Annotated in this window: 23 protein-coding genes; 19 read left to right on the top strand and 4 right to left on the bottom strand. The window is 65.3% G+C overall.

Translation table 11 applies throughout. From position 1 onward, the window contains the following. The first annotated feature begins 108 nt into the window (after positions 1 to 108). The 8 genes from HQN78_RS19950 (at position 109) to HQN78_RS19915 (ending at position 7955) form a co-directional block, all read left to right on the top strand. A complete protein-coding gene (locus tag HQN78_RS19950; RefSeq protein WP_235085776.1) occupies positions 109 to 759 on the top strand; it encodes an MBL fold metallo-hydrolase in 651 nt (216 codons plus the stop codon). Between the two features lie 6 nt (positions 760 to 765). Beyond that, entirely contained in the window at positions 766 to 1098 is a 333-nt protein-coding gene (locus tag HQN78_RS19945; RefSeq protein WP_227105683.1) for an MGMT family protein, read from the top strand. A gap of 191 nt (positions 1099 to 1289) precedes the next feature. Beyond that, entirely contained in the window at positions 1290 to 2072 is a 783-nt protein-coding gene (locus HQN78_RS19940) for an outer membrane protein OmpK (protein ID WP_227105685.1), read from the top strand. Positions 2073 to 2302: 230 nt separating this feature from the next. After that, on the top strand, positions 2303 to 4324 hold the full coding sequence (locus HQN78_RS19935) for an NADPH-dependent 2,4-dienoyl-CoA reductase (RefSeq protein ID WP_235085773.1): 2022 nt from the start codon (positions 2303 to 2305) through the stop codon (positions 4322 to 4324). 388 nt (positions 4325 to 4712) lie between these two features. Then, on the top strand, positions 4713 to 5447 hold the full coding sequence (locus HQN78_RS19930; RefSeq protein ID WP_235085771.1) for a GntR family transcriptional regulator: 735 nt from the start codon (positions 4713 to 4715) through the stop codon (positions 5445 to 5447). Positions 5448 to 5523: 76 nt separating this feature from the next. Continuing rightward, positions 5524 to 6792: an MFS transporter gene (locus HQN78_RS19925; protein WP_235085768.1), complete on the top strand. Its 1269-nt coding sequence runs from the start codon at positions 5524 to 5526 to the stop codon at positions 6790 to 6792. 39 nt (positions 6793 to 6831) lie between these two features. After that, positions 6832 to 7095: a hypothetical protein gene (locus HQN78_RS19920; protein WP_235085766.1), complete on the top strand. Its 264-nt coding sequence runs from the start codon at positions 6832 to 6834 to the stop codon at positions 7093 to 7095. A gap of 11 nt (positions 7096 to 7106) precedes the next feature. Beyond that, the gene (locus HQN78_RS19915) at positions 7107 to 7955 is read left to right on the top strand and encodes an amidohydrolase (protein WP_235085763.1); all 849 of its coding nucleotides are present in this window, start codon (positions 7107 to 7109) and stop codon (positions 7953 to 7955) included. On the opposite strand, the gene HQN78_RS19910 is transcribed toward HQN78_RS19915, so the two are convergent. Further along, the gene (locus HQN78_RS19910; protein WP_107801183.1) at positions 7909 to 8280 is read right to left on the bottom strand and encodes a cupin domain-containing protein; all 372 of its coding nucleotides are present in this window, start codon (positions 8278 to 8280) and stop codon (positions 7909 to 7911) included. The two genes, HQN78_RS19915 and HQN78_RS19910, sit on opposite strands and share 47 nt — an antisense overlap. Before the next feature lie 391 nt (positions 8281 to 8671). Between HQN78_RS19910 and HQN78_RS19905 the strand changes: the two genes are divergently transcribed. Both HQN78_RS19905 and HQN78_RS19900 read left to right on the top strand, forming a co-directional pair. After that, positions 8672 to 9469 carry a hypothetical protein gene (locus tag HQN78_RS19905; protein WP_107801184.1) on the top strand — a complete coding sequence of 266 codons (798 nt, stop codon included), beginning with the start codon at positions 8672 to 8674 and terminating at the stop codon, positions 9467 to 9469. Positions 9470 to 9855: 386 nt separating this feature from the next. Beyond that, the gene (locus HQN78_RS19900) at positions 9856 to 10140 is read left to right on the top strand and encodes a hypothetical protein (protein WP_235085761.1); all 285 of its coding nucleotides are present in this window, start codon (positions 9856 to 9858) and stop codon (positions 10138 to 10140) included. Positions 10141 to 10211: 71 nt separating this feature from the next. On the opposite strand, the gene thiE is transcribed toward HQN78_RS19900, so the two are convergent. Both thiE and thiD read right to left on the bottom strand, forming a co-directional pair. Next, positions 10212 to 10838, bottom strand: coding sequence for a thiamine phosphate synthase (thiE, locus tag HQN78_RS19895; protein ID WP_107801186.1), 627 nt, complete (start codon positions 10836 to 10838; stop codon positions 10212 to 10214). Next, positions 10822 to 11664, bottom strand: coding sequence for a bifunctional hydroxymethylpyrimidine kinase/phosphomethylpyrimidine kinase (gene thiD, locus HQN78_RS19890; RefSeq protein WP_227105696.1), 843 nt, complete (start codon positions 11662 to 11664; stop codon positions 10822 to 10824). The genes thiE and thiD overlap by 17 nt, the downstream gene beginning before the upstream one ends. A 108-nt stretch (positions 11665 to 11772) precedes the next feature. On the opposite strand from thiD, the gene HQN78_RS19885 reads away from it, so the two are divergent. The 7 genes from HQN78_RS19885 to HQN78_RS19855 all read left to right on the top strand — a co-directional run bounded on the left by HQN78_RS19885 (position 11773) and on the right by HQN78_RS19855 (position 15011). Next, positions 11773 to 11937, top strand: a complete 165-nt coding sequence (locus tag HQN78_RS19885) for a rubredoxin (RefSeq protein ID WP_039756174.1) — start codon at positions 11773 to 11775, stop codon at positions 11935 to 11937. An 88-nt stretch (positions 11938 to 12025) separates the two neighbouring features. Further along, positions 12026 to 12844, top strand: a complete 819-nt coding sequence (locus HQN78_RS19880; protein ID WP_227105698.1) for a M48 family metallopeptidase — start codon at positions 12026 to 12028, stop codon at positions 12842 to 12844. Positions 12845 to 12846: 2 nt separating this feature from the next. Further along, a complete protein-coding gene (locus tag HQN78_RS19875) occupies positions 12847 to 13203 on the top strand; it encodes an MmcQ/YjbR family DNA-binding protein (RefSeq protein WP_235085757.1) in 357 nt (118 codons plus the stop codon). Continuing rightward, positions 13200 to 13589, top strand: coding sequence for a hypothetical protein (locus HQN78_RS19870; RefSeq protein ID WP_235085754.1), 390 nt, complete (start codon positions 13200 to 13202; stop codon positions 13587 to 13589). The genes HQN78_RS19875 and HQN78_RS19870 overlap by 4 nt, the downstream gene beginning before the upstream one ends. After that, positions 13586 to 14002 carry a CopD family protein gene (locus tag HQN78_RS19865; protein WP_107802058.1) on the top strand — a complete coding sequence of 139 codons (417 nt, stop codon included), beginning with the start codon at positions 13586 to 13588 and terminating at the stop codon, positions 14000 to 14002. Before HQN78_RS19870 ends, HQN78_RS19865 begins: the two co-directional genes overlap by 4 nt. A 13-nt stretch (positions 14003 to 14015) precedes the next feature. Further along, entirely contained in the window at positions 14016 to 14486 is a 471-nt protein-coding gene (locus HQN78_RS19860; protein ID WP_235085752.1) for a hypothetical protein, read from the top strand. A 63-nt stretch (positions 14487 to 14549) separates the two neighbouring features. Further along, positions 14550 to 15011 carry a CYTH domain-containing protein gene (locus HQN78_RS19855; RefSeq protein WP_166450475.1) on the top strand — a complete coding sequence of 154 codons (462 nt, stop codon included), beginning with the start codon at positions 14550 to 14552 and terminating at the stop codon, positions 15009 to 15011. A gap of 45 nt (positions 15012 to 15056) precedes the next feature. Here the strand turns inward: HQN78_RS19855 and HQN78_RS19850 are convergent, their stop codons facing one another. Next, on the bottom strand, positions 15057 to 15650 hold the full coding sequence (locus HQN78_RS19850; RefSeq protein WP_235085749.1) for a DJ-1/PfpI family protein: 594 nt from the start codon (positions 15648 to 15650) through the stop codon (positions 15057 to 15059). A 156-nt stretch (positions 15651 to 15806) separates the two neighbouring features. Here HQN78_RS19850 and hemL point away from each other — a divergent pair, with 156 nt between their 5' ends. Together hemL and HQN78_RS19840 are read left to right on the top strand one after the other, a co-directional pair. After that, positions 15807 to 17084 (top strand): glutamate-1-semialdehyde 2,1-aminomutase, encoded by a 1278-nt coding sequence (gene hemL / locus HQN78_RS19845; protein ID WP_107801193.1) that lies wholly within the window; start codon positions 15807 to 15809, stop codon positions 17082 to 17084. Between the two features lie 40 nt (positions 17085 to 17124). Beyond that, positions 17125 to 19851 carry a DEAD/DEAH box helicase gene (locus tag HQN78_RS19840; protein ID WP_235085746.1) on the top strand — a complete coding sequence of 909 codons (2727 nt, stop codon included), beginning with the start codon at positions 17125 to 17127 and terminating at the stop codon, positions 19849 to 19851. Positions 19852 to 19905: the final 54 nt, after the last annotated feature.

Raw genomic sequence — 19905 nt, 5'->3', positions numbered from 1 at the left:
GGCAGGAGCGTTGAACAGGCTCTGCACCGGCCCGGGCCGCGACGGCCCGCCCTCCTCTTGCCCGCCGACTCGTGCCACAATGCCGCATTGCATTGAATCGAGCGCGCCATGTCCCTGCATTTCCACGTGATTCCGGTCACGCCGTTTGCCCAGAACTGTTCCATCCTGTGGTGCGGCGCCAGCGGCCGCGCCGCGGTGGTGGACGCCGGCGGCGATATCGAACGCATCGCCGACTGGACCGCCCGCCAGAACCTGACGGTGGAAAAACTGCTGCTGACCCACGGCCATATCGACCACGCCGGCGGCGCCGCGCGCCTGGCCGAGCAACTGGGCGTCAAGATAGAAGGCCCGCAGCGCGCGGAAAGCTTCTGGCTGGATCAACTGCCGCAGCAAGGCCATATGTTCGGCTTTCCGCGCAGCGAGGCGCTGACGCCGGACCGCTGGCTGGAGGAAGGCGACACTGTCAGCGTGGGCGAGGAAAGCCTGAACGTGATCCATTGCCCCGGCCACACCCCCGGCCATGTGGTGTTTCACAGCCCAAGCGCGCGGCTGCTGATCGCCGGCGACGTGCTGTTCCAGGGCTCGATCGGCCGCACCGACTTTCCAATGGGCAATCACCAGCAACTGATCGACGCCATCCAGCAAAAGCTGTTCCTGCTGCCGGACGACACCACGGTGGTGCCGGGCCACGGCCCTTTGACCACCTTGGGCGAGGAAAAGCGCAGCAACCCCTATGTGGCCAACCCTCGCTACCGCTGAGCCGCGATGCCTCCCGAATTTGAACGCAAGGTGATCGCGCTGCTGCTGGCGCTGCCGCCGGGCCGGGTCACCACTTACGGCGCCCTGGCGGAACAGGCCGGCTATCCGCGCCATTCGCGCCACGTCGGCCGTTTGCTCAGCCATTTGCCGGAAGGCCTCAGCGTGCCCTGGTTTCGGGTGCTGGGCGCCGGAGGGCGCATCTCGCGGCCGGGCAGCGAGCAGGCCGACTGGCAGCGCTTGCTGCTGGAAGAGGACGGGGTGGAATTGAGCGCGGCCGGCAAGGTGGATTTAAGGCGTTACGGCTGGCCGGACGCGCATTTTTGTAGCAAAAAACTGTAGTTCCACAACATTTAATGTTTCATTCAAAATATCTATAGCTCAAAATACATCGCATTTACATAAAATGACAAAAATGCGACAGGCGCATTGTAAATACTTTGCAAACGAATATTTCTGAGCTAGTCTGCGCCCGCGCCGACAGGTCTGTCCGCGCGCACTACACGCTACACGCACAATATTCTGGTGAAACAATGAAAACTCGCAATCTGCTGCTGGCCCTGGCTCTGGTGGGCGGCTGTACCCTGGCGCAAGCCGGTGATTACTCCTTCGGCAATGTCAGCTTCAACCAGTTGAACTGGTCGCCGAGCACCTTGGATCGCACGCAAGCCGGCCCGTTCGGCGCCAAGCGCAACTTCCAATACCTGGAAGCCGAAGGCGGCATCGGCCGTTCCTGGGGCGATGTTTACGGCTTCTTCGATCTGGAGAACTGGAACCGCAACGACAAGGAAATGCCGGCAGGCGATCGTCGCTACACCACCAAGGTAGTTGCGCGTTTCAACCTAGCTGAAGTCGGCGGCGTGCCGGTCAAGCTGTACACCCACGTATACGATACCCGCGGCCACAATTTCTTTGACCAGAACCGCGTAGTGGGCCTGGGCACCGACCTTAGCTTCGGCAAAGTCTGGTTCAAGCCTTTCCTCGGCTTCCACCAGGAACTGAAATATGGCGTTGGCGCCAATATGAACGGCTATATGGCCGGTTATGTCGCCGGTTTCGACTTTACCGCCTTCGGCCAGCCGTTCTCGGTGACCCAGTGGCACGAAACCGAATTCGACCGCGCCAAGGAATACACCACCCTGGCCACCCCGAACGGCGTAAGCGAACGCCGCACCGGCCAGAACGGCGCCATCGGCCTGTGGTGGACCCCGGTCAAATCCATGACCGCCGGTCTGCAGTACCGCTACGCCGTCAACAAGCTGGGCGTGGCCGGCAACGAAAACGCCGTCATCTACTCGCTGAAATACAACTTCTAAGCCCTATCGGCCTGGAAATGAAAGCCACCCTTCGCGGTGGCTTTTTTCATATTGGCCTTCTCCCGCGGCAAGCTTGGCCTCAAGGCCGATTGACACCTTACTTACTAGTAAGTATCTTCAACGCCAACACCGGCAAGCCCAAGCAATCAAACACTTGCCCGCCGCGCTGGCGCCGGACGGCGGCCGCGGCCACAATGATCTGCGCGAGAAATCTACACGAGGACGAAAACATGACGGCATACCCGCACCTGTTGGCCCCGCTGGACCTGGGCTTCACCACGCTGAAAAACCGCGTGCTGATGGGCTCGATGCACACCGGCCTGGAAGAAGCCCCGCAAGGCTTTGAGAAAATGGCGGCCTTTTACGCCGAGCGCGCCCGCGGCGGCGTGGGCTTGATCGTCACCGGCGGCGTCGGCCCCAATCCGGAGGGCTGTGTCGCCGAAGGCGCGTCCATGCTGGCCGACGAGGCCGAAGTGCCGCACCACAAGCTGGTCACCGACGCGGTGCACGCAGCCGGCGGCAAGATCGCGCTGCAAATCCTGCACTCCGGCCGCTACAGCTTCCAGGAAAAATGCGTGTCCGCCTCGCCGCTGATCGCGCCGATCAACTTCTACAAGCCGCGCGAGCTATCCGACGCCGACGTCTGGCAAACCATCGCCGACTTCGCCCGCTGCGCGCGGCTGGCGCAGCAGGCCGGCTACGACGGCGTGGAGGTGATGGGCTCGGAAGGCTATCTGATCAACCAGTTCATCGCCCGCGCCACCAATAAGCGCAGCGACGACTGGGGCGGAAGCTTTGAAAACCGCATCCGCTTCGCCATTGAAACCGTGAAAGCGGTGCGCGCCGCGGTGGGCAGCGATTTCATCATCATCTACCGGCTGTCCATGCTGGACCTGGTGCAGGACGGCAGTTCCTGGGATGAGGTGGCGCATCTGGCCGGAGAGATCGAGAAGGCCGGCGCCACGCTGATCAATACCGGCATAGGCTGGCACGAGGCGCGGGTGCCCACCATCGCCACCATGGTGCCGCGCGGCGGCTTCGCCTGGGTCACCAAGAAGCTGATGGGCAAGGTGAAGATTCCGCTGATCACCACCAACCGCATCAACACCCCGGAAGTGGCCGAAGAAATCCTGGCCGGCGGCTGCGCCGACATGGTGTCCATGGCGCGCCCCTTCCTGGCCGATCCGGACTTCGTCAACAAGGCCGCCGCCGGCCGCGGCGACGAGATCAACACCTGTATCGGCTGCAACCAGGCCTGTCTGGACCACATCTTCCAGGGCAAGCTGACCAGCTGCCTGGTCAATCCGCGCGCCTGCCGCGAGACCGAACTGAACTACGAAAAAACTGCCCAGGCCAAGAAGCTGGCCGTGGTCGGCGCCGGCCCGGCCGGCCTGGCCTTCGCCACGGTGGCGGCGGAGCGCGGCCATCAAGTGACCTTGTTCGACGCCGCGGCGGAAATCGGCGGCCAGTTCAACGTGGCCAAGCGCATTCCCGGCAAGGAGGAGTTCTACGAAACCCTGCGTTACTTCAAGCGCAAGCTGGAACAAACCGGGGTGGAGCAGCGGCTGAACACTCGAGTGGCCGCGGCGGACCTGGCCGGCTTCGACGAAGTGGTGCTGGCCACCGGCATCGCGCCGCGCACGCCGGAGATTCCCGGCGTGGAGCATCCCAAGGTGCTCAACTACCTGGACGTGCTCAAGCACGGCAAGGCGGTTGGCAAGCGCGTCGCCATCATCGGCGCCGGCGGCATCGGCTTCGACACCGCGGAATTCCTGACCCACGAAGGCAAGTCCAGCTCGCTGGACACCGCCGCCTTCATGCACGAATGGGGCGTGGACATGGCGGTGGAGCATCCGGGCGGCCTCAGTCCGCAAGGCCCGCAACCGCACCCCAGCCCGCGCGAGGTCTACCTCTTGCAGCGCAAAACCAGCAAGGTGGGCGAAAGCCTGGGCAAGACCACGGGCTGGATTCACCGCGCCAGCCTGCAGATGAAGCGGGTGCGCATGCTGTCCGGCGTCAGCTACGACAAGATCGACGACGCCGGCCTGCACATCACGGTCAAAGGCGAGGCTCAGCTGCTGCCGGTGGACAATGTGATCATCTGCGCCGGCCAGGATCCGCTGCGCGAGCTGCAGGCGCCCCTGCAGGCCGCCGGCAAGAGCGTGCATTTGATCGGCGGCGCCGACGTGGCGGCCGAACTGGACGCCAAACGGGCGATCGATCAAGGCTCGCGCCTGGCCGCCCGCATCTGATTTCCGCTCGCCCTCTCGCCGGCCGGCCATGCCGTAAAGACATGGCCGCCGGACTGCCGTAAGCAGGCTCTCAGAACGTGTTTACGATCTCGCGAGCTAAGGCGGAACAAGGCGAAAACGGTTGAGAAAGCGGAGTGTACAGACGGTACATGAGCATTTCGAAACCATTTTCAACGCCGTATCGCCGACGCGCAGCAGATCGTAAACAGGCTCTCAGGCCCGGCTCCGCCGGGCCTGTACGCTGCCCCCGCCGTTCCCGCCCGCGCGTCCCCGCGCAAAACACCGTCCTTTAGTACAGATCGGCCCTGATAAAACGTTTTAGCTCTTGTTTGACGTTCATTAATTTGTCATCGTTGCGGCCATCGAATTAATTCATATATATGACCATATGACCGACATGCGTCAGGCGGACCTCCGCCTGCCTCTGTACCAGCAAGTGCGCGACGCTTTGGCGCGCGACATCGCCAACCGGGTATGGAAGCCCGGCGAAGCGATTCCCACCGAGGCGGAGCTGGTGGGACGCTTCCACACCTCCATCGGCACCATCCGCAAGGCGGTGGATCAATTGGTGGCCGACGAGATGGTGGAACGCCGCCAAGGCAAGGGCACCTTCATCAAACCGGCCAACTTCCAATCCTCGCTGCTGCGCTTTTTCCGCTTTCACGACGCGGCGGGCAATTACCGCATCCCGGAAGCGAAAATCCTGCACCGCGAACAATTGACGCCGCCGCCGGCCATCGCCGACAGCCTGCAGCTATCGCCGGGCGCACAGGCCATCCACCTGACCCGCTTGCGCTATCTGGACCGCGAGCCCTTGCTGGCCGAGTCCATCTGGCTGCCGGCGACGCGTTTCCAGGCGCTGCTGGCCATTCCGCTGCACAGCTTCGGCGACCTGCTCTATCCGCTGTACGAGGACTGCTGTCATCAGGTGGTGGCCTCCGCGCGTGAAATCCTGACCGCGGAAGCCATCGCCTCGCCGCACGCGGAACTGCTGCAACTCGCGCCCGGCACCCCGGCCATCGTGCTGGAGCGGCTGGCCAAGGCCTATGACGGCAGCCCGCTGGAATGGCGCAGCGTGCGCGGCCGCGCCGATAAATTCCGCTATCAGGCGGACATCCGCTGATTCCGCGCCGCCCGCGCCGTGGCAGCGGCGCGCGGCGACGCATCGACAACAAGCAAGAACCATAAAGGGCAGCATCATGTTGCATTGGTATAAGCAGGTTTCGCCGGGCGAACGCAAGACCTTCTGGGGCTGTTTCGGCGGCTGGGCGCTGGACGCGCTGGACGTGCAGATGTTCAGCCTGGCCATCCCGGCGCTGATCGCCGCCTTCAGCCTGAGCAAGGCGGAAGCCGGGATGATAGGCAGCGTGACCCTGGTGGCCTCGGCGCTGGGCGGCTGGATCATGGGCGCGGTGTCGGACCGCGTCGGCCGGGTGCTGGCGCTGCAAATCACCATCGTCTGGTTCTCGCTGTTCACCCTGCTGTCCGGCTTCGCCCAAAACTATGAGCAATTGCTGGTGTTCAAGGCGCTGCAGGGCTTCGGCTTCGGCGGCGAGTGGGCCGCCGGCGCGGTCCTGATGGCGGAGATCATCCGGCCGGAACACCGCGGCAAGGCGATGGCCTCGGTGCAAAGCGCCTGGGCGGTGGGCTGGGGCGCGTCGGTGCTGCTGTACTCGGCGATCTTCCTGCTGTTCCCGGCGGAAATCGCCTGGCGCGTGATGTTCGGCATCGGCATCCTGCCGGCCTTCTTCATCATCTATATCCGCCGCCACATTCCGGAACCGCCGCGCCGCGAGCGCCAGGCCGCGCCCGCGGTGCCGCTGCTGGACATCTTCAAACCCGACGTGCTGCGCATGACCCTGATCGGCTCCTTGATCGGCGTCGGCGCGCACGGCGGCTACGCCGCGCTGATGACCTGGCTGCCGATGTTCCTCAAGACCGAGCGCCACTTGTCCATTCTCGGCACCAGCGGCTATCTGGCGGTGATCATCGTCGCCTTTTGGTGCGGCTGCATGGCCAGCGCCTACCTGCTGGACCGCATCGGCCGCCGTCTCAACCTGCTGCTGTTCTCCGTCTGTTGCGTGGCCACGGTGCTGATCTACGTGTTCGCGCCGCTGAGCAATCCGCTGATGCTGTTCCTGGGCTTTCCGCTGGGCTTCTTCGCCGCCGGCATTCCCTCCAGCCTGGGCGCGTTGTTCAACGAGCTCTACCCCAGCGGCATGCGCGGCGCCGGCGTGGGCTTCTGCTACAACTTCGGCCGCATCCTGTCCGCCGGCTTTCCCTTGCTGGTCGGCTATCTGAGCGACAGCTGGACCCTGGGCGCCTCCATCGGCGTCAGCGCCGCGATGGCTTACGCCATCGTCGCGCTGGCCGTGTTCTGCCTGCCGGAAACCAAGGGCAAGCCGCTGAACGACACGCTGCCGGACCCGCGCGGACCGGAAGCCCGCGACGCCCGCGCCTCGGCCTGAACGGCGGACGCGCCATTTCATCGAAATTGTGAGGTCACCATGGCATTAGACGAAATCGCCAACCAGATCACCGATGACGAGTTCGCCCTGGACACCATCCAGGGCGAGCGGGTCATCATCACCTCGCCCATCATCCTGGGCACGGCCGGCAGCGAATGGGAGGGCTCGCCGATTTTCCGGCGCGACTACCTGCTCGCCCTCTTGTCCCACAGCATCCGGCATCAAGTGCTGGACGCCGCCGACATCGACGCGGCGCTGGACCTGGGCGCCGTGCGCGGCGGCGCCTGTCAGGCCTGCGGCTGAACCCGGCGCCGATGATAGACGGGCACGCCCACATCTTTCTGCGTCAGCTGATAGGCACCGCCCCGCTGCGCTACAAGCCGTACCGGGACGCCCCCTTGCAAGCCTATCTGGCTCAGCTGGATCAGTTCGGCATCGCCGGCGGCGTCCTGGTGCAGCCCAGCTTTCTGGGCACGGACAACCGCTATTTATTGCAGGGGCTGCGCGAGAGCGAGGGGCGGCTGCGCGGCATCGCGGTGATCGAGCCGGACTGTCCGCTGCCGGCCATGCGCGCGATGGACGACGCCGGCGTCGTCGGCCTGCGGCTGAATCTGATCGGCCGGCCGCTGCCGGACCTGCACTCGCCGGCGTGGCGCCGCTGTCTGGCGCATGCCGCCAGCCTGGACTGGCAAGTGGAGGTGCACCGCGCGGCGCAGGATTGGCCGGTCTTGCTGCCGCCGCTGCTGGACGCCGGAGTCAAGGTGGTCATCGATCACTTCGGCCGGCCGCATCCCGCTTTGGGGGTGGACGATCCCGGCTTCCGCCGCATGCTGGACGCCGGCGCGGCCAGCGGCCGCGTCTGGGTCAAGATTTCCGCGGCCTATCGCAACGGCCTGGCCGGCCGCGGCGAGGACATCGCCCGCGCCGCGCTGCCGCTGCTGGACAGCGCGCTGGGGCCGGGGCGGCTGCTATGGGGCAGCGATTGGCCGCATACTCAGTTCGGCTCCATCCGCTACGCCCGCATGCTGGAGCTGTTGGAACAGTGGCTGCCGGACGCGGAACGCCGCCGACGCATCACTCACGATACGCCCGCCCGGCTGTTCCGCTTCGACGCGGCTACAGAAAGTGGCGATCCTCCGCCAGATGACTGGCCGGACAGCTGAACATCAACACCAGCGGCGCGGCGCCGGTATTGCTGAGTTGATGCTGGGTATTGGCCGGCACCACGAAGGAGCTCCGCTCCGCCACCTCATGGGCGCGCGCCGCCCCGGTGGCCACATCCACCAGCCTCATCTCGCCTCGGCCGCTGACGATATGGTAGTGCTCGTCGCCATGACGATGATAATGGCCGTTGATGGCCACCCCGGGGGCGATTTCGGTTAAATACGTGCTGAAGCCGGCGTCGCCGGCCAATTTCAAAATCTTGATGCCCACGCTCTTGTCGTAAACGCCGTTTTCAAGTTCCAACTGCCAATCAATCACCTTCATGATATTCCTAACAAACCGTAATAGCGGACAAAACAAACATTAAAAGCGAGCTATTATTTCAAACCTGCGCGCCTTATGCGCCTTCTCCGTGCGCCTTAATCCTTTAGTACAGTTAATCAAGGCCAAACGGCCATTCGCATTGACACTATCGGAACAAAAAATCTATAAGTGCCCAGCTTAGAGCCTGTTCAAAGCTTAGCGAACAAGAGCGAGACACGGCGTTGCGGCATTAGGAACGCGCGCGCATACGGCGCGCCGCGTTTCAAAACCGGTTTCAACGCCATTCCAAGCATCTCGCCAACGCTCAGCAACCATTGGACGGCGGCCGACGCGACAGCGAGGCCAAGACAGCGCACCCCGACATGACCAACCTCCGCACCAGGCGCACATTATGGACTATCAGCTCGTCTCCCCTGAACGCTTCACCGAAGAGCAAAGCGAATTCGTGGCTCAGTTCCGCCAATCCGTCACCCAGATCTCCGGCCAGACCGACATGATCGTCGGCGCCAAAGACGCCAACTCCCGTCATCTGGCGTCCAGCGACGCCTACGCCAGAATCGTGGCGCTCAAGCGCGGAGACGACGTGGTGGACCGTCTGGACAAGGAAATGCCCTGCGAAGGCACCGCCCAGTTCGCCGATTGCTATGTGCAGGAAGACTTGGCGCTGATGCAAACCTGCGATCCGACACGCAAGGTCTCCATCCTCAACGTGCATGAATACGGAGACGGCCTCAAGGCGCGGGTGTTCTCCAAGCATCTGCTCAAGCACGAGGCGACGCGCTCCATCCTGGGCACCATCTATTACGCGCATGAAATCGAGATCGCCAACTTCATCAACCTGATGCCCAATTACATTTTGGAATTCGGCGCCGGCTGCAGCATAGAACAGGTGCAGGGCGAATTGAAACTGCTTGACGTGGAATTGACGGAATACGAACAGGAAGTCTGCTTCCTGATGCTGCTGAATTGGGACTTCAAGCAAATCGCCGACTTCATGAACAAATATCGGCCCAAGCCCAAAACCCGGGTGGCGGATTCTATTATCAAGAGCAAAAACTATATCTGCGAAAAACTGGGCCTGCCCTCGCAACGACGCGCCGAATTATGCGATGCGCTGATTGCCGCCGGCATGCACCGCAAAATGCCGACCTCGCTTTTTAGCCGGCTGATCGGTTCCAAACAGCTGTGATATCCAACTGGGTATTCTCCATTTTTCTGGAGTTACCCCATAAGCATAAAAACGCTATGCTCTGAGCCTGGAGCGGTACACCGCGCGGCCGGACTGCCATCCCATGCCGATATCGCCGGCCCATCACGCGGCGAAGCCGGGCGGCCGACGCATCTCGCCGGTTCGCGCCTCAAGCGCGACGCCGCGACGCACTATCGGGATGCCGGCCGCTCGACAATAAAAAAACTTGAAACGCCGCCAAATCCAGCCCTTGCGCAACGCCAAGCGCCTCCCGCCTGCGCGCCGCCTCAGGCGGGCGTCGCAAGGCGACGCCAGGACGGCGAAGCGGCGGCCATTTCAAGATCAACGCGGGCCAAAGAGAAACCATGATGCGACAGGAGTCAGCAATGAGCATACGCGCCTTGAATTATGGCAAGCATTCTGCAAGATCCTTATCGGGAATCGCCAGAAACGTGGAGGCCTTCGCGCTGGACACGATAGACGGCGAACGCGTGATCATCACCCTGCCCGCCATCCAGGGCGAGCAAGGCAGCGAATGGGAAGGATCGTTGATTTTCCGTCACGACTACCTGTTGGAGCTGCTGGCCTACAGCGTGGAACACGGCATCATCAAGCCCGGCGAGGTCAGCAAGGCCTTGATCGACGGCAGTTCGCGGCCCAGCCAGGCCTAAGACCGCGAACAGACGCCAAACCCGAACCCGAGCATCCTCCAACCGCCGCGCCCTGCGCGGCGGTTTTGCTTTCAGCGGCCGCCCCGGCGGCATATCGCCGCCAGTTCCCCGGCCGCGGCGGCCGGGTCCGCCGCGCCGAACACGCCGCCTATCACCGCGATCGCATCCGCGCCGGCCGCCAGCGCCTGTCCGGCGTTGCCGGCATGGATGCCGCCTATCGCCACCAGGGGCGCGCCCAAGCTGCGCGCCTCGGAAAACAGACCCAGCCCCGCGCGCGCCGCGTCCGGCTTGGTGCCGGACGGAAACACCGCGCCGAAGGCGAGGTAGCTGGCGCCGGCCTCCGCCGCCCGTCGCGCCCGCTCCAGGCTGTCGTAGCAAGACGCGCCTATCAGCGCGCCGGCGCCCAGCCGCCGCCGCGCCGCGCTCAGGGCGGCGTCGTCGCGGCCCAGATGCACGCCGTCGGCCCCGACGCGCGCCGCCAGCTCCACATCGTCGTTGACGATGAAGACCACGCCCTTGCGCCGGCACAGCTCGGCCAACGCCTGCGCCTGCTCCAGACGCAAAACCGCGTCCTCGCTCTTGTTGCGGTATTGCAGGATGTCGATGTGCGGCGCCGCCGCCTGCGCCAGGCTCAGCAGCCGCGCGCTGTCCTCGGTGTCCGGCGTGATCGCGTACAGCCCCTTAAGCCTGTCCGGCATCGTCGTCCTCATCGTCGCCGCGCGCCCAGAACATCCGATCCGGCAGGAACTGGCCCATGCCGGGCCGGAAACCGTTCAGCAAGGCCTGGTAGGTGTATTCCTGCGCCTCCCGCACCGCTTCCGGCAACAGCAGGCCGGTGGCCAGCATGCCGGCGATGGCCGAGGCCAGCGTGCAGCCGGAACCGTGGTAACTGCCCGGCAGACGCTCCCAGGCGTCGGAGCGCACCAGACCGCCGGGACCGTACAGCTGGTTGACCACTTCCTTGGTGTTTTCGTGGGTGCCGGTGATCAGCAGGTGCGGGCAGCCCAGCGCCAGGATGCGCTGCGCGCACTGCTCCAGCGTCAGATCTTCGTCCTCGTCGGCGTCGTTGCTGGCGATGCGCCGCGCTTCTATGCTGTTGGGCGTCAGGATGGACACCTGCGGAATCAGCATGTCGCGCATCGCGGCGATCAGGTCCTCGTCGGCCAACTCGTGGCCGCCGCCGCTGGCCAGCACCGGATCCAGCACCACCGGGATGTCCGGGTAGTCCGCGATCAGCTGCGCCACCACCGCCACGTTCTCCACGCTGCCCAGCATGCCGATCTTGAAAGCGGTGACCGGAATGTCTTCCATCAGAAAACGCGCCTGGTCATTGACCCAGTCCGCGTCCAGCACCATAAAGTCATTGATGCCGACGGTATCCTGCACCGTAATCGCGGTGATCACCGACAAGGGATGGCATCCCAGGCTGGCCAGCGTCAGAATGTCGGCCTGGATGCCGGCGCCGCCGGAAGGGTCCGAGCCCGCCAGGGTAAGGACCACGGGAGGAGTGGGCTGAGTGGTCAAGACGGAAACCTCTTCGTTCTGTATATGGGCGGAGCGGCCGGCGGGCGCATTGTCAGTGTCGCGGACCACTCTTAGAATAACTGTTTTACTCGATCACAAGGTGATGCGATGCGTACTTGGATGTGTCTGATCTGCGGCTTTATCTACGACGAGGAAGCCGGCCGTCCGGAGGATGGTATCCCGCCGGGCACCAAGTGGGAAGACATTCCGCCCAACTGGACTTGCCCGGATTGCGACGCGCGCAAAGACGATTTCGAAATGGTGGAAATCTGAGCCGGCGCCGCCCGCGTCCGCCGCGATTTCCCGCCGCGCCGCAGCTCGCCGTTCAGGCGGCGTCCGGCGCTCAAGAGGCCATACCGCAATGAAAAGTTTCTGGAGCAAAACCCTGGCCGGCCTGCTGGTCGCCGCCGCCCTCGCCGGCTGTGCTCAGGTCAACACCACCCAGGGCGGCGCCGTCGGCGTCAACCGCGGTCAAACCATGCTGCTGTCCAGCCAGGAAGTGGAGCAGATGTCGGCCAAATCCTATGCCCAGCAGCTGGGCAAGGCGCGCGCCGGCGGCCAGCTCAACGCCGACGCGGCGATGACGGCGCGGGTGCGCAAGATCTCCCAGCGCCTGATCGCCCAGGCGCCGGTATTCCGTCCCGACGCGGCCAAATGGCGTTGGGAAGTCAATGTGATGCGCAATGACGAACCCAACGCCTACGCGATGGCCGGCGGCAAGATCATGGTCTACTCCGGCCTGATCACCAAGCTCAAGCTGAGCGACGCCGAACTGGCGGCCGTCATCGGCCATGAAATCTCGCACGCATTGCGCGAGCACTCGCGCGAAAGCATGAGCCAGGCCTACGCGCAGCAAGTGGGTCTGTCGCTGGTGGGCGCGGTGGCCGGCCTCAGGCAGAACCAGCTGGACATGGCGGCGATGGCCGCCGACGTGGCCTTGTCCAAGCCCAACAGCCGCACCATGGAATCCGAGGCCGACATCATGGGCCTGGAACTGATGGCGCGCGCCGGCTACGACCCCAACGCCGCGGTCAACGTCTGGAACAAAATGCAGGCGGCCGGCAATGGCGGCGGCGTGGAATTCCTGTCCACCCACCCGTCCGGCCCCACCCGCATCCACGACCTGCAGCAGCGCATCCCGCAAGTGATGCCGCTGTACCAGGCCGCGAAGAAAGGCTGAACATGCCCTTGCGCAAAGAGGATATGGACGCGCTGCTGGCCCAGGCCCGCGCCTTGCCGGGCGCCCAGTTCGACATCAAGTGGGAAACCCGGCGCGTGCTCAGCCTGGAAAGCAAGATGTTCGCCCTGTTCAACGACGACACGGTGATGTACAAGGTGGCCGACGACGATTTTCTCGTCCTCAGCGGCCTGCCCGGGGTGCGGCCGGCGCCGTATCTGGCGCGGGCGCGCTGGATAGAAGTGTCGTCGCTGGAGGCGCTGAGCCTGGAGCAGTTGCATGACGGCCTCGCCGACGCGCGGCGCCTGGTGCTGGCCAAGCTGCCCAAGGCGGTCAGACAGCGCTACGAGGCCAACGCATGAGCGCAGCCGGGCCCATCGCCGCGGTGCTGATTCACGTCGCCGATTGGCGCGCCGGACTCGCCTGGTATCAACGGGCTTTTCCAGCGGCGCAAGCCGTAGACCTGCCCGAGTTCGACTTCGCCTGCCTGGAATGGCAGGGCGTCCGGCTGGAAATCGTGCGGGCCGACGCCAAGGTGGGCTCCGGCGCGGCCGGCAGCGTCGTCTATTGGCGCAGCGGCGACCTGGACGCCGACATCCATCGGCTGACCGGCCTGGGCGCCGCCTTGTATCGCGGCCCGCTGGCGATAGAAGCGCAACAGGGCATCTGCCAATTGCGGGACCCATGGGGCAATTGCATCGGTTTGCGCGGCCCATGGACGCCCGCCACAAAGACAAGGACACCGTGAGCTACCTTTACCTGAAAGCCTTTCACATCTTTTTCGTGGTGTCCTGGTTCGCCGGGCTGTTTTACCTGCCGCGCCTCTATGTCAATCTGGCGCTGGCGGAACAGGACGCCGAATACCAGCGCCTGCTGCTGATGGCGCGCAAGCTCTACCGCTTCATGACCCCGCTGGCCGCGCTGGCGCTGGCCACCGGTCTTGGCCTGTGGCTGGGCTTCGGCATCGGCGGCGGCTGGCTGCACGCCAAACTGACCCTGGTGCTGCTCTTGGTCGGCTACCACGGCTGTTGCGGCAAGCTCTACCGCGACTTCGCCGCCAAAACCAACCGCCGCAGCCATACCTGGTTCCGCGTGTTCAACGAACTGCCGGTGCTGGTATTGCTGGCGGTGGTGATTCTGGTGGTGGTCAAACCGTTCTGAGGAGATGGATCGCATGCGCAAATGGATTGCATTGTGGCTGGGCTGCCTGCCCGCCTGGGCCGCCACCCCGCTGCCGCCCAAACCGGCGCTGCCGCCGGAAGTGGTGGCCACGCTGCGCCGCGACGGCGCGGAGCTGCTGCGGCTGCCGATGTGCGTGGACGCCAAGGGCGCTTTTTCCGGCCAGCGGGAGGTCGGCGACGCCCTGCTCAGCATCGGCGGCACCGTCTCCGCGGCGCGCGCCCAGCACAAGCCCTTGCTGAACGCCAACGCCAGCTGGAGCGACCAGGACGGCAAACGCGTGGTCAGCGCCCAGACCCTGATCGGCGCCCAGCCGGAATTGGTGGGGAGCTGGCCGCAACGCGCCACGCCTTACGGCCAGAGCAGCGGCGTAGTCTCTCAGCAAAGCAGCCTGTCGCTGTATCTGCAGATCTCGCCGCGGGCGGAAGCCTGCGGTAAACCCAAGGGCGAACAGATCGCCCATTAGAAGCTGTTCAATGTCCGCTGCACTGCGGCGATACAGCGTTGAACTGGCTGGAGTAGGTATAAAATGGCAGTGGAAATCGAACGCCGCTTCATCGTCGTAGGCGACGCCTGGCGCGGCCTGGCCCCAGGCGTGCAATACCGCCAGGGTTATCTGTCGGTGGAAAAGGAACGCACCGTGCGCGTGCGCGTGGTCGGAGATCAGGCCTGGCTGACGTTGAAAAGCAATATCAGCAACGTCAGCCGCCACGAGTTCGAATACCCGGTGCCGCTGGCCGACGCGCAAACCATCATGGGAGCGATGTGCCCGATGGTGGTGGACAAGCTGCGCCACCGCATCGAGCACGGCGGCTTCATCTGGGAAGTGGACGAATTTTTCGGCGACAACGCCGGCCTGGTCTTGGCCGAAATCGAGCTGCCGGATGAAAGCACCTCATTCGACCAGCCGGCCTGGATAGGCGAGGAAGTCACCGAGGACGGCCGCTACACCAACGCCTATCTGTCCAAGAACCCCTATAGCCGCTGGTAGTCTTGCCGGCCTGACGCCATAGATTAGCGATGGCTCGGATCAAGGCTATGCGAATGGGTTGCCATATTGCAGAACGTAATCATGGTAGCCCATTTTAAATAACTTATGCTCCATCTCTATTTCCGCCGAATCACCCGCGTGCAAAGATTTTAATACGCTTTCCGAAAACTCCATGGCCGCGGTTCCATTCGCTGTGATCAGGTTTCTATCCCGCACCGTTTGCGCTGCGATAAAGCCCGCGTGATGGCGATATTCCGGATATTCCGCCCACAAATGCTGAGCATTGCCGGTGTGGCGATAATCATTCAACAAGCCGTTCCGCGCCAAAAAATCCACCGCGCCGCAGATTGCCGCCACGACAACCCCTGTTGCCAAGCAAGCGGCAACCCTCTCCCTCAACTCAGAGCTATCCAGGCTCCAGGCGTTGCCGCCGACTAAAACCAACAGCGCGGTATCGCCGGGAATATCCATCAGAGCGTAGTCAACAACCGTTGTAAAACCGCCCATGGATTTGCACACGCCCCGCTCCAAGGAGGCCGTGGCCACCGACCACTGCTTGCTCATCGCCAGCCGGCTGGACAGAAAAGCGCTTTCCCACTCGGCGTACTCATCCAATAAGAAAAATACGGCTTTTTTCATGACGCGTTCTCTATCGAAAATGACATGGTCAAAAGCATATATCACTCATAGCCCACCCACGCCAGCCTCGGTTAAAATAGCGGCCAATGGCGGGTCCAGCGCCCGCGCCCAATCCGAACACACCCGCGGCCGCGGCCGCCCGACAAGGAAACGCACATGTCCCGCAATCTGGAACTGTTTGAACGTGGCAAGAAATCCATCCCCGGCGGCGTCAACTCGCCGGTGCGCGCCTTCGGCCAGGTCGGCGGCACGCCGCGCTTCGTCAAGCGCGCCGAAGGCGCCTACTTCTGGGACGCCGACGACAAACAGTATCTGGACTATGTAGGCTCCTGGGGTCCGGCCATCGTCGGCCACGCCCATCCGGACGTGGTGCGCGCGGTGCAGGAAGCGGCCGTCGGCGGCCTGTCCTTCGGCGCGCCCACCGAGGGCGAAGTGCTGATCGCCGAGGAAATCCGCAAGCTGCTGCCCTCGGTCGAGCAAGTGCGCCTGGTCTCCTCCGGCACCGAGGCCACCATGTCGGCGATCCGCCTAGCGCGCGGTTTCACCGGCCGCGACCTCATCGTCAAATTCGAAGGCTGCTACCACGGCCACTCCGACAGCCTGCTGGTCAAGGCCGGCTCCGGCCTGCTCACCTTCGGCAACCCGTCCTCCGGCGGCGTGCCGGCCGACTGCACCAAGCACACCCTGGTGCTGCAGTACAACGACGTCGAACAGCTGGACAAGACCTTCCGCGAAATCGGCGGCCAGATCGCCTGCGTGATCCTGGAACCGATCGCCGGCAATATGAATTTGATCCAGCCTTCGGCCGAGTTCGTCCAGGCGCTGCGCAGCCTGACCGAACAACACGGCGCGGTGCTGATCTACGACGAAGTGATGACCGGTTTCCGCGTGGCGCTGAACTGCGCCCAGGGCCTGCACGGCGTCAAGCCGGACCTGACCACGCTGGGCAAGGTGGTGGGCGGCGGCATGCCGCTGGCGGCCTTTGGCGGCCGCGCCGACATCATGGCCTGCATCGCGCCGCTGGGCAACGTCTACCAGGCCGGCACCCTGTCCGGCAATCCGCTGTCGGTGGCCGCCGGCCTCGCCACCCTCAAGCTGATCCAGCAGCCGGGCTTCCACGCAGAGCTGGGCCGCCGCACCGCGCGTCTGGCCCAGGGCCTGGCCGACGCCGCGCGCGCGGCCGGCGTGACCATGAGCAGCGACAGCGTGGGCGGCATGTTCGGCTTCTACTTCAGCGAGCACGCGCCCAAGTCCTACGCCGAAGCCACCCGCTGCGACATCGAACGCTTTAAGCGCTTCTTCCACGCGATGCTGGACGAAGGCGTCTACCTGGCGCCGTCCGCCTACGAAGCCGGCTTCGTCTCCAGCGCCCACAGCGACGACATCATCGAGCAGACCCTGGCCGCCGCAGCCCGCGCGCTGAGCCGCGTCTAAGCCTGAACGCCGCCGCCTCCGCGCGGCGGCGCCTTCCCGCATGCACACTCCCCCCACCCGCCTGGCCTGGCGGCTGCGCGTCGAAGCCTCCGGCGTCGAACTGCAGCCCTGCGAGCAAACGCGAGGCCCCGACGGCTACGGCCGCGGCCGGCGCCTGCCGCTCACCAGACTGCTGGCGGAACAGGACGGCCTGGACTGGCTCAGCGGCCAGGACCGGCTGATCCTGCGCGCGCTGGCCGCCTTGCAGGCCGACATCGCCGCCGACGGCCACGCGGCGCTGGACGCGCTGGCCGCGCTGCCGCTGCTGGTCGGCCACCCGGCGCTGTACTGGGCCGACGCGCCGGAACAGCCGCTGCGGGTGGAGGCCGGCCAAGTGGCGCTGGAACTGGAGCGCCAGGGCGAACAGATCTCCCTGCGGCTGAGCCCGCCCGGCATCGCCGCCTGCGCCGGCGTGCTGTGGCGCAAGCTGGCGCCGGACCGTCTCGCGGTCTACCGGCTGGACGAGGAGGTGCGCCAGATCGCCGCCCTGCTCGGCCACAGCCTGAGCCTGCCCTGGCACGCCCGCAAGAAAGTGCTGGACGCCATCCGCGACATCGCGCCGGAGCTGCCCTTGCACGACGTCAGCGCCAGCTTCGACGACAGCCTGCCCAGCCAACCGGCCGACGTCACCTTGCGCGCGCTGCTGCGGCTGGACGAGGCCGGCCTGCGCCTGCAGCTGAAAGTGCGCCCGCACCCGGCCAGCGCGCTGTACGCGCCCGGCCGCGGCGCGCCCGGCCTGGTGGTGAGTGTGGACGGCGTCGCGCTGCAGCTCAAGCGCGACCTTCCCGCCGAGCGCGCCCGCCAGCGCCAGGTCCACGCCGCCTGCCCGACGCTGGCCGCCGCGCACCGCGACGGCGACGAATGGGTGCTGGACGGCCAGCAGGCGGCCTTGGACCTGCTGGCCGAACTGCAGACGCTGGACGCGGACACCCTGCAATGCGAATGGCCGTCCGGCCAGCGCCAGCGCATCCGCGCCGGCGTCGGCCTGCCGCAGCTGAAACTGAGCGCCAAGCGCAAGGGCGGCTGGCTGGAAGTGGACGGCGAACTGAGGCTGGACGACGGCAACATCCTGGCGCTGCGCCATCTGCTGGAAGCGCTGGCCGGCCAGCCCGGCCGCTACCTGCGCCTGTCCGACGGCGATTGGCTGGCGCTGTCCGACTCCCTCGCCGCCCGGCTGCGCCAACTGACGCTGCTGGCCGACCACGCCGCGCCCGGCGGCCTGCGCCTGAGCCCGCTGGCCGCGCCGCGACTGGGCGAACTGGCGGCCGAGGCCGGCGCTTTCGACGGCGACGCGGGCTGGAATGAACAATGGCGGCGGCTGCAATCGCTGCAAAGCTTCGAACCCGAAATACCGGACACCCTGCGCGCCACGCTGCGGCCTTACCAGCAGCAAGGCTACAACTGGCTGGCGCGGCTGGCCCACTGGGGCGCCGGCGCCTGCCTGGCCGACGATATGGGCCTGGGCAAGACGGTGCAGACGCTGGCGCTCTTGCTCAGCCGCGCCGCGCTCGGCCCGCAGCTGGTGGTGGCGCCCACCTCGGTGGCGCTGAACTGGCTGGCCGAGGCCGCCCGCTTCGCGCCCAGCCTGCGGCTGCGGCCCTACCAGCAACAACGACGGCTGGACAGCGCCGGCCCCGGCGATCTGGTGGTGGCCAGCTACGGCCTGCTGCAACGCGACGCCGACACCTTCGCCGAGGTGCGCTGGGCCAGCGTGGTGCTGGACGAGGCGCAGGCGATCAAGAACGCAGCCAGCCAGCGCGCCCAGGCCGCCCACGCGCTCTACGCCGATTTCCGCCTGGCCGCCAGCGGCACCCCGGTGGAAAACCATTTGGGCGAATTGTGGAGCCTGTTCCGCTTCGTCGCGCCCGGCCTGCTGGGCAACGAGGACAAATTCCAGCAGCGCTTCGCCCAGCCCATCGCCGACGGCGACGAAGACGCCCGCGACGCGCTGAAGGCGCTGATCCGCCCCTATCTGCTGCGCCGCACCAAGCAACAGGTGCTGACAGAGTTGCCGCCGCGCACCGACATCACCCGCGCCGTCCCGCTGAGCGAGGCGGAAATGGAAGTCTACGAGGCGATGCGTCAGCAGGCGCTGGACAAGCTGGGCCAGCCGGGCGAGGCCGAGGGCGGCGCGATGCAAGTGCTGGCCGAACTGACCCGGCTGCGCCGCTTCTGCTGCCACCCCACGCTGACCCAGCCGGACAGCGCCTTGCCCTCCGCCAAGCAGGCATTGTTCCGCGAACTGATGCTGGAACTGCTGGACAACGGCCACAAGGCGCTGGTGTTCAGCCAGTTCGTCGATCACCTCGCCATCGTCCGCCGCTGGATGGACGAGCAAGGCATACGCTACCAATACCTGGACGGCGCGGTGCCCGGCCCGCAACGCAAGGCGCGCATGGACACCTTCCAGGCCGGCGACGGCGAGGTGTTCCTGATCAGCCTGAAAGCCGGCGGCACCGGCCTCAACCTGACCGCCGCCGACTACGTGATCCACCTCGACCCCTGGTGGAACCCGGCGGTGGAAGACCAGGCCAGCGACCGCGCCTACCGCATGGGCCAGCAGCGGCCGGTGACGGTGTACCGGCTGGTGGCCCAGCACACCATAGAAGAAAAGATCGTGGCGCTGCACGCCAGCAAGCGCGAGCTGGCCGACAGCCTGCTGGACGGCGGCGATCTCAGCGCGCGGCTGGACGGCGCGGCGCTGTTGGCACTATTGCGCCAAAGCTGAGCATTGCCCTTTCGTCATAAAATGGGCAAGCTGGCGTCATTTCCTTGATTCCGG

Source organism: Chromobacterium sp. Beijing, from assembly GCF_021496765.1.
Classification (GTDB): Bacteria; Pseudomonadota; Gammaproteobacteria; order Burkholderiales; family Chromobacteriaceae; genus Chromobacterium.
Note: the sequence above shows the minus strand (reverse complement) of the source record. Positions and strands in the feature narration are given on the sequence as shown.

What these genes read in the sequence shown, in the direction of transcription:
- HQN78_RS19880 (WP_227105698.1), top strand. Translation starts at nt 12,026, where the DNA reads ATGAAAAGTTTCTGGAGCAAAACCCTGGCCGGCCTGCTGGTCGCCGCC.
- HQN78_RS19900 (WP_235085761.1), top strand. Translation starts at nt 9,856, where the DNA reads ATGAGCATACGCGCCTTGAATTATGGCAAGCATTCTGCAAGATCCTTA.
- HQN78_RS19860 (WP_235085752.1), top strand. Translation starts at nt 14,016, where the DNA reads ATGCGCAAATGGATTGCATTGTGGCTGGGCTGCCTGCCCGCCTGGGCC.
- HQN78_RS19945 (WP_227105683.1), top strand. Translation starts at nt 766, where the DNA reads ATGCCTCCCGAATTTGAACGCAAGGTGATCGCGCTGCTGCTGGCGCTG.
- HQN78_RS19910 (WP_107801183.1), bottom strand. Translation starts at nt 8,280, where the DNA reads ATGAAGGTGATTGATTGGCAGTTGGAACTTGAAAACGGCGTTTACGAC.
- HQN78_RS19925 (WP_235085768.1), top strand. Translation starts at nt 5,524, where the DNA reads ATGTTGCATTGGTATAAGCAGGTTTCGCCGGGCGAACGCAAGACCTTC.
- HQN78_RS19870 (WP_235085754.1), top strand. Translation starts at nt 13,200, where the DNA reads ATGAGCGCAGCCGGGCCCATCGCCGCGGTGCTGATTCACGTCGCCGAT.
- HQN78_RS19840 (WP_235085746.1), top strand. Translation starts at nt 17,125, where the DNA reads ATGCACACTCCCCCCACCCGCCTGGCCTGGCGGCTGCGCGTCGAAGCC.
- HQN78_RS19915 (WP_235085763.1), top strand. Translation starts at nt 7,107, where the DNA reads ATGATAGACGGGCACGCCCACATCTTTCTGCGTCAGCTGATAGGCACC.
- hemL (WP_107801193.1), top strand. Translation starts at nt 15,807, where the DNA reads ATGTCCCGCAATCTGGAACTGTTTGAACGTGGCAAGAAATCCATCCCC.
- HQN78_RS19855 (WP_166450475.1), top strand. Translation starts at nt 14,550, where the DNA reads ATGGCAGTGGAAATCGAACGCCGCTTCATCGTCGTAGGCGACGCCTGG.
- HQN78_RS19930 (WP_235085771.1), top strand. Translation starts at nt 4,713, where the DNA reads ATGACCGACATGCGTCAGGCGGACCTCCGCCTGCCTCTGTACCAGCAA.
- HQN78_RS19905 (WP_107801184.1), top strand. Translation starts at nt 8,672, where the DNA reads ATGGACTATCAGCTCGTCTCCCCTGAACGCTTCACCGAAGAGCAAAGC.
- HQN78_RS19850 (WP_235085749.1), bottom strand. Translation starts at nt 15,650, where the DNA reads ATGAAAAAAGCCGTATTTTTCTTATTGGATGAGTACGCCGAGTGGGAA.
- HQN78_RS19935 (WP_235085773.1), top strand. Translation starts at nt 2,303, where the DNA reads ATGACGGCATACCCGCACCTGTTGGCCCCGCTGGACCTGGGCTTCACC.
- HQN78_RS19920 (WP_235085766.1), top strand. Translation starts at nt 6,832, where the DNA reads ATGGCATTAGACGAAATCGCCAACCAGATCACCGATGACGAGTTCGCC.
- thiE (WP_107801186.1), bottom strand. Translation starts at nt 10,838, where the DNA reads ATGCCGGACAGGCTTAAGGGGCTGTACGCGATCACGCCGGACACCGAG.
- HQN78_RS19950 (WP_235085776.1), top strand. Translation starts at nt 109, where the DNA reads ATGTCCCTGCATTTCCACGTGATTCCGGTCACGCCGTTTGCCCAGAAC.
- HQN78_RS19940 (WP_227105685.1), top strand. Translation starts at nt 1,290, where the DNA reads ATGAAAACTCGCAATCTGCTGCTGGCCCTGGCTCTGGTGGGCGGCTGT.
- HQN78_RS19875 (WP_235085757.1), top strand. Translation starts at nt 12,847, where the DNA reads ATGCCCTTGCGCAAAGAGGATATGGACGCGCTGCTGGCCCAGGCCCGC.
- HQN78_RS19885 (WP_039756174.1), top strand. Translation starts at nt 11,773, where the DNA reads ATGCGTACTTGGATGTGTCTGATCTGCGGCTTTATCTACGACGAGGAA.